The organism is Streptosporangium sp. NPDC051022, from assembly GCF_040683035.1.
Lineage (GTDB): Bacteria > Actinomycetota > Actinomycetes > Streptosporangiales > Streptosporangiaceae > Streptosporangium.
The window spans coordinates 71211-84613 of record NZ_JBFBCF010000026.1 but is presented as its reverse complement, the minus strand read 5'-3'; the positions used below and the strand labels follow the sequence as shown (position 1 = coordinate 84613).

Genomic DNA, 13403 nt, shown 5'->3' with positions numbered 1-13403 from the left:
CCGAGATCGGGGACGGCCGCGCGAGAGCGTGGCCCGGCACGGCGGGGTGGCCGGCATGATCACCGGCCGCGGACGCCGGCCGGGCGGGCACCTCCGCCCGGCGGCCTTCCGGAACCCGGCCCCACAGGCCGTGAAAGGCGGTGGTCCGGCCCTTTCCTAGTCGATGGAGTACACGTAGCGGAAGAACCAGCCGCCGGTGTCCTGGAAACAGGGACCGGTGTAGGCGTCCGGCGGGTCGTTGAAGGAGGCGCTGTAGTTGTTACAGACGGCCTGGGTACCGTACGGTCCTTGGTAGGTGACCCTGTAGGTGCGGCCGGGGGCCGCGTTCGCGATTCCGGTGGACACCGCGAACAGGCTGACCAGGATCGCAGTCAGCACCGCGAGACGCACTCGCCGTTCGGTCACTTCATGCTCCCTTCGACGGGAAACCCCTCCCGACCGGCGGCCGTCTCCCGTTTCTCCGCTACGAACATGATGAGGAACACCGAACATCCTGACATGGGCGGTTCGTGGAACGTAGTCCCGAAAAGGACGGAACAGTATCTCCGGTGAGCGCGCCGGGAAACGGTCGCCCGGCCGGGCGGCATCGGGTCCGGTCGCCGCATGATCACGCAGAGCCCCCGCACGTCGTCATCTCCCGGAAACAGCGATCATGGGTATGTGAGAGTACGAGCCCCCCGCACCGTCGCCGAGGCCGAGGCGATCCAGGACGAGCTACGGCCGCTCGTCGACCTGACCGGGCCGGGCCCTCGCGAGCCGGCCAGGGTCGCGGGGGTGGACGTGGCCTATGACGGGGAACGGCTCGCGGCGGCGGTCGCCGTACTGGACGGGACCACGCTGGAGGTCGTCGAGGAGGTCGTCGTCCGCGGCCGGGTGGCCTTCGGCTACGTTCCCGGCCTGCTCGCCTTCCGGGAGGTGCCCGCCCTTCTCGACGCCCTCGGGCGCCTGAGCGCCGCCCCCGACCTGGTCGTCTGCGACGGGTACGGCCTGGCCCACCCCCGCCGGTTCGGCCTGGCCTGCCATCTGGGCGTGCTGACCGGCCTGCCCACGATCGGGGTCGGCAAGACCGCCTTCGTCGGCACCTACCCCGAGCCTGGCCCCGAGCGGGGGTCCTGGAGCGAGCTGACCCTGGACGGCGACGTCGTCGGCCGCGTGCTCCGCACGAGGGACGGCGTCAAACCGGTCTTCGTCTCGGTGGGCCACCGCGTCGCCCTGGACACCGCATGCCACAACGTCCTGAACCTGACCCCGCGCTACCGTCTGCCGGAGACCACTCGGGTCTCTGACCGACTGTCACGTACAGGTTTGATCGAAAATGTCGGCTTAGGGTGATTTGATCCAGTCATCTCGATGGAATGGGGTGACAGTGGGCGACACAGAGTGGGGCGAGATCGTTGGCGTCTGGCGTGACACCAACCTGGCGGAGATCCGTGAACGGCTGGCGCACGGGTTCGATCCCGGGCAACGGCTTCCCTGGCTGAGATCGACACCCCTGCACCAGGCCGCCCAGGAGGGCGCCGTCCGGGTGCTCGAGCTGCTGCTGGCCTGCGGGGCGCAGGTCGATCTTGTCGACGGCGACGGGGTGACCCCGCTCTGGGAGGCGGTACGCCACGGCCAGGACGACGCCGTCCGGCTTCTGCTGGCCGCCGGAGCCGACCCCTGGAGACCCTGCGTGGCGGGACGCTCCCCCGGCTTCCAGGCGCTCTTCACCGACCTGGCGGACCTGTTCGCCCACCTCCCCGGCGCCCCCCGCATCGGCTCCAGGCTCCGTGAGATCCAGGACACCGTCGACGAGATGATGTTCTCCTACGAGAGCTACCACGAGGAGTTCTGCGTCGCCTTCGTCGGCGGGGTGGCCGAGGAGGAGGTCGTCCGCCGCCTGGGAGCCGTACCGGAGCACTGCCCGCCGATCAGGGCCGAGGCGCTGTGGGAGGCGGAGCACACCTCTCCCATCGAGGCCCTGCGGGTCGCGAGCCCGCCGGGCGGCGGGGTCGTGCTCTTCCAGGCGGAGGGCATACTGCCCGTGCACGACGTCGTCGCCCGCCTCGTCACCACCGGGGGCGGAACCCTGGCGGGCGGGTTCCCGCTCACCGGCGTCTCGGTGGACATCTGGCGGAACGGCCTCAGCGTCGCACGCCCCTCGGTCTACGACCAGCTCCGCGACAACAGCCCGTTCGAGCTGTGGATGTGCCGGTTCGGCGACCGCGGGGCCCACCCCTCCACCCCGGCGGAACGGATCCTGGCCCTGATGACGCTGCTGACCGCGACCTACATCACCGAGGAGTGGCTGTGGAGCGCTCCCGCACGGGTGGTCCCCGTTGAACTGCGGCACGGGAGCCAAGGTCGATAGAGTCGCAAAACCATGAAAAAGCACACCATAACCGCGATGTGGGATGAGGTTCCGGAGGACGCAGACGATCTCGTCCTGGTCCGTGGCGGCTTCCGAAGATATCTGTGTCTCTGCGGCAAGCACCTGGCCGACCGGGAGGCCGCCGAGCTCCACGCGATGGAGACCGACCAGTGCACCACGTGCCTGGGCACCGCGACCGAGGTGATCGTGCCGGACTTCTCGCAGAGCTGCACCGCGTGCGCCGGGACCGGCAAACGCAAGGTGCAGCTCGTCTGGGAGCTCGCCTACGCCGAGGCCGAGCAGACGATCACCGTCGACCTCGTCCGCAAGGTGATCGCCCCGTTGACCGGATCGTTCCGGCTCTCCCAGGTGGCCGACACCGTCCGCGACAACCTTCGTCTACCGGTCGGCCGCCTGCCCGTCGGCCCCCGCGTCCGCGACGTCCTGCGCCAGCTGGAGGCCGCGGGCGAGCTCATCATGGTCTCCGCCCCGGACGAACTGCTCCGCGGCACCACCGTCGTGCTCTACCGCGACCCCTCCTGGCAGCACGCCCCCAGATGATCGGCCCGGGTTCCGCGGTTGTCGCATCCGGTGGAGCGGCCTAGCCTGGAGGGAGACACCTCGTTAGGTGAGGCGTCTGTCCGGATACAGGCCACTGACCCCACGACGTCGAGAGACGCCCAGGGTCAGGACACCTCTCCCCGGCTTAAGGGGTGAGGCCAGGTGGCTTCCCGCGAGTTCCGCGGGCATACGCCGGGCAGTGCCAAAGCTCTTACGAGATGTGGGGTGCGCCGCCTGTCACGAGGCGGGCCCCGTCTTGGATGCAGCGCCGCGACGCCGCGGTGCCCGGCCGGACGGAGGTGAGGACGTGTCTGAGAGTAGTTCGGGTCGAAGTCGGCCCACGGATCGCATGACCTCATCCGCCTCCGGCATGCGATAGCCGCTTCCCGCGCCTCCTCCACCGTCCGGTCGCCTGCGGCGGGCGTGGGAGACGGCGGCTGAACGCGTGCCCCGGCAGCCCTACCGGGCTGAGAGGGGCTCATCATGACCTTCACAGAGTCCGCCGTGCCCCGCGGAGACGTCACCGCCGGTCGCCGCGACCCGGCGCCGGGCGACATCCGCACCGGGGACATCCGAGGAGCACTGGGCACCATCCGGCACGGCGAGACGGCCCCTTCGGGCCTGTCCGCCAAGTTCAAGACGCTACTGGCGATCATCGGTCCCGGCCTGATCGTGATGGTCGGCGACAACGACGCCGGCGCGTTCGCCACCTACGGGCAGGCCGGCCAGAACTACGGCACCGCCCTGCTGTGGACGTTGCTGCTGCTCGTGCCGGTGCTGTACGTCAACCAGGAGATGGTGCTGCGTCTCGGCGCCGTCACCGGTGTCGGCCACGCCCGGCTCATCATGGAGCGGTTCGGCCGGTTCTGGGGTGCGTTCAGCGTCGCCGACCTCTTCATTCTCAACGCCCTCACCCTCGTGACCGAGTTCATCGGCATCACGCTGGCCGCCGGGTACCTGGGCCTGCCGAAGATCCCCGCGGTGATCCTCGCCGGGCTGGTCATCATGGCGGCGGCCTCCACCGGTTCGTTCCGCCGTTTCGAGCGGATCGCCGTCGCCCTGTGCGGCGCCTCCCTTCTGCTCGTGCCCGTCTACGTCATGGCGCACCCGACCGCCTCGCAGATGGCCCACGGCCTCCTCGTCCCCTCGCTGCCCGCGGGGTCCGGCGGCATGGCCGCGCTGCTGCTGCTCGTCATCGGCATCGTCGGCACGACCGTCGCGCCCTGGCAGCTGTTCTTCCAGCAGTCCTACGTCATCGACAAGCGCATCACCCCGCGCTTCGTCAGGTACGAGAAGGCCGACCTGTGGATCGGCATCGCCGTGGTGATCATCGGTGCGGCCGCCATGATGGGGCTCACCGCCGCCGTCTTCGCCGGGACCGGGGGCGCCGGGAACTTCACCGACTCGGCGGGCATCGCGCACGGCCTGGAGGCGTACGCGGGCCGTACCGCCGGGGCGCTGTTCGCGGTCGCGCTGCTGGACGCCTGCGTCATCGGCGCCTTCGCCGTCTCCCTGTCGACCGCCTACGCCGTCGGAGACGTCCTCAGCCTCAACCACTCGCTGCATCGCGGGATCCGGCACGCCAAGGGGTTCTACGCCGTGTACGCCGGTCTGGTCGCCGCCGCGGCCACCGTCGTGCTCGTCCCCGGTTCCCCCCTCGGCCTGCTCACCGAGGGCGTGCAGGCGCTGGCCGGAGTGCTTCTGCCGAGCGCCTCTGTCTTCCTGCTGCTGCTGTGCAACGACAGGCGGATCCTCGGGCCGTGGGTCAACGGACGGCTGACCAACCTGTTCACCTCGGCGGTCGTCGGTGTACTGGTCACCCTGTCGGTCATCCTCACCGTGGCGGTGCTGTTCCCCGGCGTCACCGAGGCCCAGATCCTCATGATCATGGCCATGTGCGGCGTCGCCGGAGCGGTCTCCGCGGGCTATATCGTCGCGTGCCGTCACCGCGCCGCCGCCGAGCCCGTCGACCGCGCCGGAAGGGAGAACTGGCGGATGCCGCCGCTGGCCGATCTCGGCGGACCGGCCCTGTCCGGCGCGCGCCGGGTCGGCATGAGCGTCCTGCGGCTGTATCTCAGCCTCGCCACGGTGCTCGTCATCTTCAAGATCGTCCAGATGGCGCTCGTCCACTGACACTCGCGGGCCGGGCCGCCCGGTCCCGCCGCCACGACGGGGTAGGAGACTCTCATGTCCACTCGAACGCATCCGCCCTGGTCCCGCCCACACGTCCAGATCGCCGGTACGGCCGTCACCGGCCTCGCCCTGCACGCGCACCTGCCGCACTACGGCCACGCCGCGGCCCCGATCGGCCTCCTGGTGTTCCTGGCCGTCCTCGTCGTCCTCATGATCGCTTTCTTCCGCCCCAGGAAGAAATGACGAGAAGACCGACCACAGTCCGGCTCGCGCCCGGTCAGGCGGCGAGTTCGGCGTTCAGGTGGTCGCGGAACTCCCGCACCGTCACGCTGTCGCCGTACGGCTCAAGCCGATCGTCGAACCGCCGGATGAGCTCGACCGAGCGGGCCGATGACAGGGCCTTGCTCACCGGAATGGCGGTCCGAACCGAGATGAGGGCCTGCTCCAGCTCCCCCATCTCCAGATACGCCTCGGCGGCGTGGACCCGGTTGAGCTGCGCCGATCGGGGAAGGCGTTCGTTGAACTCGCTCACGGCCGCCTCCGCGCAGGCCGCCGCCCGGTGGTGTGCGCCGAGCAGACGCCAGCAGTTACCCGCCTCGGCGTTCAACTCCTCCACCCCGTACATGACCGTCCACTCGGGATCGCGGTCGGTGGCGCCTTGGGCATGCGAGCGCTCAGCCTCGACGAGCAGGCGTTCGACCTGCCTGGCGCTGTGCCCGTCCCCGGTCTCGGCAGGTCTCGCTTGCAAAGCCGTGGCCCAAGCCTCTCGGACCAACATCAACGCCGTCCTCCCCCGTCGTCGCCGTCCGATTCCACGGGTTCCGGCAGTGGACCGAACGCCGTTCACCGTGCGAACAAGGTGTGAAAATGTCCCTTTTGTTCCCTCTGGAGGCTCCATATCGAGTGGTCATATGCGATTTGGTATGCGGATCCGCAACGCCACACGCAGCACAGATGACAATATTTCACCCACCAAAACGGGGCGTCACAAAGTTGGGCCTTACCGGAAAGGTTCTTTACTATTAACCTTCTGGTGTGGACCTAGAAGTGCGTCATTTACGGGCGATCTGCGCGATCGCCGACTCAGGCAGCATTTCCAAGGCGGCGGCAGCACTCAAGATGTCGCAGCCCGCGCTCGCCACGCAACTGCGGCGGATCGAACGTATGTTCGGTGGACCGCTGTTCGAGCGGGGCCGGGAAGGAGCACGGCCCACACAGCTCGGCATGTGGGTGCTGGTCCGTTCACGCTCCCTCTTGCCGGCGTTCGACGAGCTGCGACGGGACGGCATGCGCTATGCCGAGCAGGCCGCGGAGAAGCTGAAAATTCGGGTGGGCTGCATGTCCAGCCATCTAGCAATAAATGTCATCAAATGCCTTCATGAGCTGCTGACCGGTGCCGACATCACCGTCCGCACCGAGGAGGCCATGGACCTGCTGCCCGGACTGCTGGAGTCCGAGCGGCTGGAGCTCGCGACCCTGGGCGACTATCCGGGGCACGAGCTCACCCCACCTGCCGGGGTGGTCTACGCGGGCGTGGCCGTCGAACCGATCTTCGTCGGGCTCGCCGCCACCCACCCGCTCGCCCAGCAGGAGGAGATCGAGCTACGCGATCTCGCCTGCGAGGACTGGACCCTGCACGCGCTGGCGGAGGCGGGGCACCGCGAACACTTCTGGGCCGCCTGTGCCCGGCAGGGATTCGCGCCGAAGATCGCCTACTCCGCCGACCTCAGTCTCGCCATCGACCTGATCTCGGCGAACAGGTGTGTCGGCATGTTCCAGGCGACCACCAAGGGTTACCCCGGAATCGTCATCCGGCCACTCGCCGGAACCCCGCTGAGGTTCCGGCACATGATCGGATGGACCGAACACGGCCCCATCGCCAGGCACGGGCCCGACCTGGTTCAGGCGGTGACCAAGACCTACTGGTCGGAGGTTCGACGGGCGCCCGTCTACGCCTCCTGGCTGAGACGTCACGTTCCTCTGTCCCCGCCGGTCTAGACGACCATATCCTTTTCCCTGCCGGTTTCGGCGACCATACCTCTAAGTTATGCACTTTCGTGGGGTACTCCGCCTGATGCTCCCGATGCGAGCTTTGGTCCAGCCCAAACCGTAGGGCTCCTTGCATCCCTCTAACCCCCCAAGGGACACCGAGAGGAGTCACCCCGCGTGAATCCCAAGGTCAAGATCGGCGCGGTCGCCGCACTGGCCGCCGTCGCCGTGGCCGCATCGTCCGTGGCGAGCGCCACAACCGCCGTCGCGGCGCCGGCGAAGGGCGCCCAGGCCGCACTCGCGTCACCGGACCTGTCGGTGAGCAACATCCAGGCTCACCTGAACCAGTTCCAGTCGATCGCCAGCAGCAACGGCGGCAACCGCTACAGCGGATCCGCCGGCTACACGGCGTCACTGAACTACGTCAAGGGCAAGCTGGACGCGGCCGGTTACACCACCACGATCCAGAACTTCAGCTACAACGGGCGCACCCACTCCAACCTGATCGCCAACTGGCCGTCCGGTCCCGCCAGCCCCACCCTCATGATGGGCAGCCACCTGGACAGCGTCAGCGCCGGTCCGGGCATCAACGACAACGGCTCGGGTTCGGCCACCCTGCTGGAGCTGGCCCTGACCGTGGCCAACCTCAAGCCGAACCTCAACAAGCACCTGCGCTTCGCCTGGTGGGCCGCCGAGGAGGCCGGCCTGGTCGGCTCGAAGTACTACGTGCAGAACACCGGCACGAGTGGGGTGGACACCTACCTCAACTTCGACATGACCGCCTCGCCCAACGCCGGCTACTTCGTCTACGACGACGTCCCGGCGATCCAGAAGGTCTTCAACGACTTCTACGCCACCAAGAACATCCCGACCGAGATCGAGACCGAGGGCGACGGCCGCAGCGACCACACCGCGTTCAAGAACGCGGGCGTGAAGGTCGGCGGCATCTTCACCGGTGCCGAGACCCGCAAGACCTCGGCGCAGGCGGCCAAGTGGGGCGGCCAGGCCAACGTGGCCTTCGACCGCTGCTACCACTCCTCCTGCGACACCACCAGCAACATCAACGCCACCGCGCTGGACGTCAACGCCGACGCCATCGCGAACGCGGTGTGGAAGCTCGGCGTCAACGACACCCAGCAGACCAACGACTACTCGCTGTCGGTCAACCCTGCCTCGGCGACGGTGCAGGCGGGCTCGTCCACCAGCGCGACGGTGAGCACCCAGATCACCTCGGGCAGCGCCCAGTCGGTCTCGCTGAGCGCGAGCGGCGCCCCTGCGGGCACCACGGTGAGCTTCAGCCCCTCGACCGTCAACAGCGGCCAGAGCTCGACGGTCAACATCGCCACGTCCTCCAGCACCCCGGCGGGCGCCTACACCATCACCCTGAACGGCAGCGCCGCCAGCGGCGCCAAGTCGGCCACGTTCAGGCTCACCGTGGGCGGCCAGCCCCCGGTGGACGACTACTCGGTGTCGCTCAGCCCGTCCTCGGCGACGGTCCAGCCCGGCGGTTCGACGACGGCGTCCCTCAGCACCGCCGTCACCACCGGCAGTTCGCGTCAGCTCTCGCTGAGCGCCAGCGGCGCCCCTGCGGGCACCACCGTGAGCTTCAGCCCCTCGACCATCAACAGCGGTGACAGCTCCACGGTCAACATCGCCACGTCCTCCACCACCCCGGCGGGCACCTACACCATCACGGTCAACGCCACCGGACCGGCGACCCACAGCGCCACCTTCAGCCTCACCGTCAGCGGCGGGCAGGGTGGCAACGAGTGGGCGGCCTGGAAGTCGTACGCGGCCGGTGACATCGTCACCTACGGTGGTTCCAGCTACCGGTGCATCCAGGCGCACACCGCCTACCCGGGCTGGGAGCCGCCGAACGTCCCCGCTCTCTGGCAGAAGATCTGATCCGCTGAGCGGATCGGGGAAACCCCCTAGAACCATCCAGGAAATCGGGTGACAGGTACGGCGGGCGGCCAACAGCCGCCCGCCGTACCTGTGCTTTCCGCCCGGTGCGGGTATTTCGACGCGGTACGTCCGGACCCTGCGGCATGATGGGGCGGCACCTGGGAAACGCGAGTGGGGACCGGTGAACACCCGCGAACCCGGCCTTCCGCGTCACACCTCCGGCGATTAATGGAATGCCGGAATAGGGTAGGTATGTGCCGCTAAAGGCTAGAAAGTCCTATCGGAGGTCGAGACCGAGGCGGTCATGATGGTCCCCAGCCGAGTGTTCCCGTCGCCCGGGCGGGTGGAGCGCGCCGCGCCGTACCCGCGACGGATCTGATGGGCGCCGGAGCGCGTCCCGGCGGGACGGCCGTCGCGCGGCGGGAGGAGGCGGACCCGCGCCGGTGGAAGGCGCTGACCGTCTGCCTCGTCGCCGGCTTCATGACACTGCTGGACGTCAGCATCGTCAACGTGGCGCTTCCCTCGATCCGCGCCGGGCTGAACGCCCCGCAGAGCGACCTGCAGTGGGTCGTCTCCGGCTACGCGCTCACCTTCGGGCTGGTACTGGTGCCCTCGGGACGGTTCGGCGACATGCGCGGCAGACGCAACGCCTTCGTCTTCGGCGTCGCCCTGTTCACCCTGGCCAGCGCGGCGGCCGGCATCGCCAGGGACCCCACCTGGCTGGTCGCGGCGCGGCTCGTCCAGGGCATGGCGGGCGGGGTGATCAACCCCCAGGTCAGCGGGCTGATCCAGCAGCTCTTCCGGGGCGCGGAGCGAGGCAGGGCGTTCGGACTGCTGGGCGCGACCATCAGCGTCTCCACCGCGATCGGCCCGCTGCTCGGCGGCCTGCTCATCCGCCTCGGCGGTGACCACGACGGATGGCGCCTCGTCTTCTACGTCAACGTGCCGATCGGCGTCCTGGCCATCCTGCTGGCCTACCGCTATCTCCCGCACCGGCCCCCCGGCACGCGCTCCCGCAAGAGCATGGACCCCGTCGGTGTGCTGCTGCTGGCCGCCGGCGTCATGCTGATCCTGCTGCCGCTCGTCGAGGGACAGCAGTGGCACGGCACGGCGAAGTGGCTGCTGTCGGCCGCCGGGCTCGTCGTGATCGCGCTCTTCACGCTCTGGGAACGCCACTACGGGCGCCGTCACGAGCCTGTGGTCAACCTGTCGCTGTTCCGCAGGCGCTCCTACGCCTTCGGCGCCACGATCGCGGCGCTCTACTTCGCCGGGTTCACCTCGATCTTCTTCATCCTCACCCTCTACCTGCAGAACGGGCTGGGCTACTCCCCCCTGGCCGCGGGGCTGGCGAGCACGCCGTTCGCGGCGGGATCGGCGATCGCCTCCGTGCTGGGCGGCCGGGTCGTCACCCGGTACGGCAGGCCGCTGGTGGCCGCGGGGCTGCTCACGGTCGCGATCGGGCTGGTCGGCACCGAGTTCGCCATACGGCTGGCCTCCGGACAGAACCTGGCCTGGGCGATCGCGCCGCCGCTGCTCGTCGCCGGGCTGGGCAGCGGCCTGGTGATCTCGCCGAACCAGACGCTGACGCTGTCCCAGGTCCCGGTCGCCGAGGCGGGCACCGCGGGCGGCGTGCTGCAGACGGGGCAGCGGATCGGCACCGCCATCGGCATCGCGGCGATCGGCGCCGTCTTCTTCGCCGAGGTCGACTCCTCGCACGGCGACTACGCCATGGCGTTCCGCCAGGCCCTGCTGGTCACCATCGGCTTCGTGCTGACCGCGCTGGCCGTGGCGGTCGCCGACGTGATCGCCGCCCGCCGGGCCCGCCCGCCGGACGGTCCCGCGGGCCTCCCGCCGCGGTCGGCGCCTACTTCCGCGAGCCGCTCACCACGCGGAAGGAAACACCCGCCCGCACGAGCCGGTCGATCAGCGCCGGCCCCATCGCCACGGCCGGAGTGAGCTGGCCCGAGACCTCGGGCAGGTCGTCGAAGGCCAGGCAGAGCGCCGACTCGCCGAGCATCTTGGCGGTCTCGTCGTAGCCGGGGTCGCCGCCCGCGACCTCGGTGACGACGCGCTCGCCGCCTCCCTTGCCGAGGAAGGTCACCTTGAACCAGCCCCTGGCCCGCTGCTCGGGGGTCGGGCCGTCACCGGGGGAGATCCGGCCGAGCATCCAGGACCTGACCGAGGGAACCTGGGCCAGCGCGGCGAACGCGCCCATGCCCGCGACGACCCCCAGCGCGGTGGGCAGGCGCCTGACCGCGAAGTGGTGGCGGTAGGTGAAGTCGGGGCCGTAGCGCTCCAGGGCGCGGGCCGAGCGCGCGACGATCTGCGGATCGATCGTCGGCAGCGGCAGGGCCCAGCCGCCCACGTAGCGGAGCGATCCGGCGCCGCCCCGCACCCGGCGCTCCCGCAGCGGCGGCTCGGCCTCGCGCCGGGCGAGGGCCGCCCGCGTGGTCTGCCCGGTCCGGGACACCCCCGTCAGGACGGAGCGCAGAGTGCCGCCGGAGGGCCTGCCACTGGCCCGGACGAACCCGCTCACCTCGATCGGCGTCCCCTCGGGGAGCCGGTCGACCGTGAAGTGGACACCGAGGTCGTGCGGGACGGAGTCGAACCCGCAGGCGTGCACGATCTTCGCCCCGGTCCGCCGCGCCCGGTCGTGGTGGCGGACGAACATCAGGTCGACGAACTCCGGCTCCCCGGTGATGTCGGCGTAGTGGGTGCCCGCGGCGGCGCACGCGGCCACGAGCGGCTCGCCGTAGGAGATGTAGGGGCCCACGGTGCTCACGACGACCCTGGCCAGATCGGCGACCCGCGCGAGCGAGGCGGCGTCGTTCGCGTCGGCGTGCAGCAACGGCAGCTCCGGCAGGCCGATCCGCCTCCTGACCGCCTCAAGCTTGGCCCGGTTCCGCCCTGCCAGGGCCCAGCGGCAGCCGGGACCCGCGTTGCGGGCGAGGTAGTCCGCGGTGAGCGTCCCGGTGAAGCCGGTGGCGCCGAACAGGACGATGTCGTACGGCCGGTCGTCGGACATGGGCTGTGGCTCTCCTTCGCGGCGGGCTTCATGACGGGGGTGACAGGCAAACCGTACGGCCGGAGCCGGGGCGGCGCGCACCCCGGCGAATCACCGCACCCGATCATCGCACTCGATCGCGGCACCCGATCACAACGCCCGGCACAGTGCCGGCACAGTGCCGGCACAGGGCCCGGTCACGGCATCCGATCACGGCCCGGCCGTCCCGGTCAGAGGGCCGGGACACGGCCTCGGCGGCCGGAGGCGGCCGGGTCCTCCGGGGTACGGGCGCGCAACCGGGAGAGCACCCCCTCCCCGAACCAGTAGGCCTCCTCCAGATGCGGGTAGCCGGACAGCACGAACTCCTCGATGCCGAGCGCGGCGTACTCCTCGATCCGCTCGGCCACCTGGGCGTGACTGCCGACCAGCGCGGTGCCCGCGCCTCCCCTGACGAGCCCGACCCCGGCCCAGAGGTTCGGGTGGATCTCCAGGTCGCGGGCCGTACCGCCGGCGAATCCCTCGTGGAGGGCGAGCATCCGCCGCTGGCCGACCGACTCGCTGCGGCCGAGCGCCTTCCTGGCCGCCCTGATGTCCTCGGGGTCGAGCGCGGCCAGCAGCCGTTCGGCCTCCGCCCAGGCCTCCCGTTCGCTGTCGCGGGTGATCACGTGCAGCCGGACGCCGAACCTGAGCCTGCGCCCCCGCTCCTCGGCGAGCCCGCGGATCCACTCGATCTTCTCCGCCACCTGGCCGGGAGGCTCGCCCCAGGTCAGGTAGACGTCCACGTGCCGGGCCGCGACCGGCCCCGCGGCCCGCGAGGAGCCGCCGAAGTAGATCTCGGGCAGGGGGTCGGGGACCTCGGCCACGGCCGCGCCCTCGACCCGGTAGTGCTCGCCCGCGAAGTCGTACGGCGCGCCGCTCCACGCCCCGCGCACGATCGACAGGAACTCGCCGGTCCGCTCGTAGCGTTCGTCCTTCGACAGGTGGTCACCGAACCTGGCCTGCTCGGCCGCCTCTCCCCCGGTCACCACGTTGAGCAGGAGCCTGCCTCGCGACAGGCGCTGGTAGGTCGCGGCCATCTGCGCGGCCAGGGTCGGCGACAGCAGGCCGGGCCGGAAGGCGACCAGGAACTTCAGCCGCTCGGTCTCCCTGGTGAGCGCGGCCGTGACCAGCCAGGCGTCCTCGCACCAGGTCCCGGTCGGGGTCAGGACGGCTTCGAAGCCGAGTTGCTCGGCCGAGCGGGCGACCTGCGCGAGGTACTCGATGTCCGGCGCCCTGAAGGCCGCCGCGGCCGAGCGGCCGTGCCCTCTGGCGAGACCGTGGCCGCCGCCGGTGAGAACCCGGCTGTCGCCCGCGGTGGGCAGGAACCAGTGAAATCTCACGAGGGATTCTCCAGGGTCGCGTCGAACCGCGTGTCGACGATGTCGGTGATCTTGACGAGGACGGGATGAGCCCGGCTTCGGC

Annotated in this window: 12 protein-coding genes and 1 riboswitch; of the genes, 8 read left to right on the top strand and 4 right to left on the bottom strand. The window is 70.2% G+C overall.

The window, feature by feature from the left end; genetic code table 11:
• Positions 1 to 156: 156 nt before the first annotated feature.
• The gene (locus AB0N02_RS33485) at positions 157 to 405 is read right to left on the bottom strand and encodes a hypothetical protein (RefSeq protein WP_363954603.1); all 249 of its coding nucleotides are present in this window, start codon (positions 403 to 405) and stop codon (positions 157 to 159) included.
• Between the two features lie 255 nt (positions 406 to 660).
• On the opposite strand from AB0N02_RS33485, the gene nfi reads away from it, so the two are divergent.
• The 5 genes from nfi to AB0N02_RS33460 all read left to right on the top strand — a co-directional run bounded on the left by nfi (position 661) and on the right by AB0N02_RS33460 (position 5287).
• Entirely contained in the window at positions 661 to 1332 is a 672-nt protein-coding gene (nfi, locus tag AB0N02_RS33480) for a deoxyribonuclease V (protein ID WP_363954600.1), read from the top strand.
• A 34-nt stretch (positions 1333 to 1366) separates the two neighbouring features.
• Positions 1367 to 2350, top strand: coding sequence for an ankyrin repeat domain-containing protein (locus AB0N02_RS33475; RefSeq protein ID WP_363954598.1), 984 nt, complete (start codon positions 1367 to 1369; stop codon positions 2348 to 2350).
• Positions 2351 to 2386: 36 nt separating this feature from the next.
• Entirely contained in the window at positions 2387 to 2911 is a 525-nt protein-coding gene (locus AB0N02_RS33470; protein ID WP_363954595.1) for a hypothetical protein, read from the top strand.
• 52 nt (positions 2912 to 2963) lie between these two features.
• A riboswitch (M-box (ykoK) riboswitch) is annotated at positions 2964 to 3138 on the top strand.
• A gap of 256 nt (positions 3139 to 3394) precedes the next feature.
• On the top strand, positions 3395 to 5044 hold the full coding sequence (locus AB0N02_RS33465) for an NRAMP family divalent metal transporter (protein ID WP_363954592.1): 1650 nt from the start codon (positions 3395 to 3397) through the stop codon (positions 5042 to 5044).
• 54 nt (positions 5045 to 5098) lie between these two features.
• Positions 5099 to 5287 carry a hypothetical protein gene (locus AB0N02_RS33460; RefSeq protein ID WP_363954589.1) on the top strand — a complete coding sequence of 63 codons (189 nt, stop codon included), beginning with the start codon at positions 5099 to 5101 and terminating at the stop codon, positions 5285 to 5287.
• A 34-nt stretch (positions 5288 to 5321) separates the two neighbouring features.
• Here the strand turns inward: AB0N02_RS33460 and AB0N02_RS33455 are convergent, their stop codons facing one another.
• Entirely contained in the window at positions 5322 to 5792 is a 471-nt protein-coding gene (locus tag AB0N02_RS33455; RefSeq protein WP_363954586.1) for a hypothetical protein, read from the bottom strand.
• A gap of 287 nt (positions 5793 to 6079) precedes the next feature.
• Between AB0N02_RS33455 and AB0N02_RS33450 the strand changes: the two genes are divergently transcribed.
• The 3 genes from AB0N02_RS33450 to AB0N02_RS33440 all read left to right on the top strand — a co-directional run bounded on the left by AB0N02_RS33450 (position 6080) and on the right by AB0N02_RS33440 (position 10894).
• Positions 6080 to 7042, top strand: coding sequence for a LysR family transcriptional regulator (locus tag AB0N02_RS33450; RefSeq protein ID WP_363954583.1), 963 nt, complete (start codon positions 6080 to 6082; stop codon positions 7040 to 7042).
• Positions 7043 to 7210: 168 nt separating this feature from the next.
• Positions 7211 to 8938, top strand: a complete 1728-nt coding sequence (locus AB0N02_RS33445) for a M28 family peptidase (protein WP_363954580.1) — start codon at positions 7211 to 7213, stop codon at positions 8936 to 8938.
• Positions 8939 to 9316: 378 nt separating this feature from the next.
• Entirely contained in the window at positions 9317 to 10894 is a 1578-nt protein-coding gene (locus AB0N02_RS33440) for an MFS transporter (protein ID WP_363954577.1), read from the top strand.
• Here the strand turns inward: AB0N02_RS33440 and AB0N02_RS33435 are convergent.
• Entirely contained in the window at positions 10803 to 11963 is a 1161-nt protein-coding gene (locus AB0N02_RS33435; RefSeq protein WP_363954575.1) for a saccharopine dehydrogenase NADP-binding domain-containing protein, read from the bottom strand. The two genes, AB0N02_RS33440 and AB0N02_RS33435, sit on opposite strands and share 92 nt — an antisense overlap.
• A gap of 209 nt (positions 11964 to 12172) precedes the next feature.
• On the bottom strand, positions 12173 to 13321 hold the full coding sequence (locus tag AB0N02_RS33430) for an LLM class flavin-dependent oxidoreductase (RefSeq protein WP_363954572.1): 1149 nt from the start codon (positions 13319 to 13321) through the stop codon (positions 12173 to 12175).
• Between the last annotated feature and the right edge of the window lie 82 nt (positions 13322 to 13403).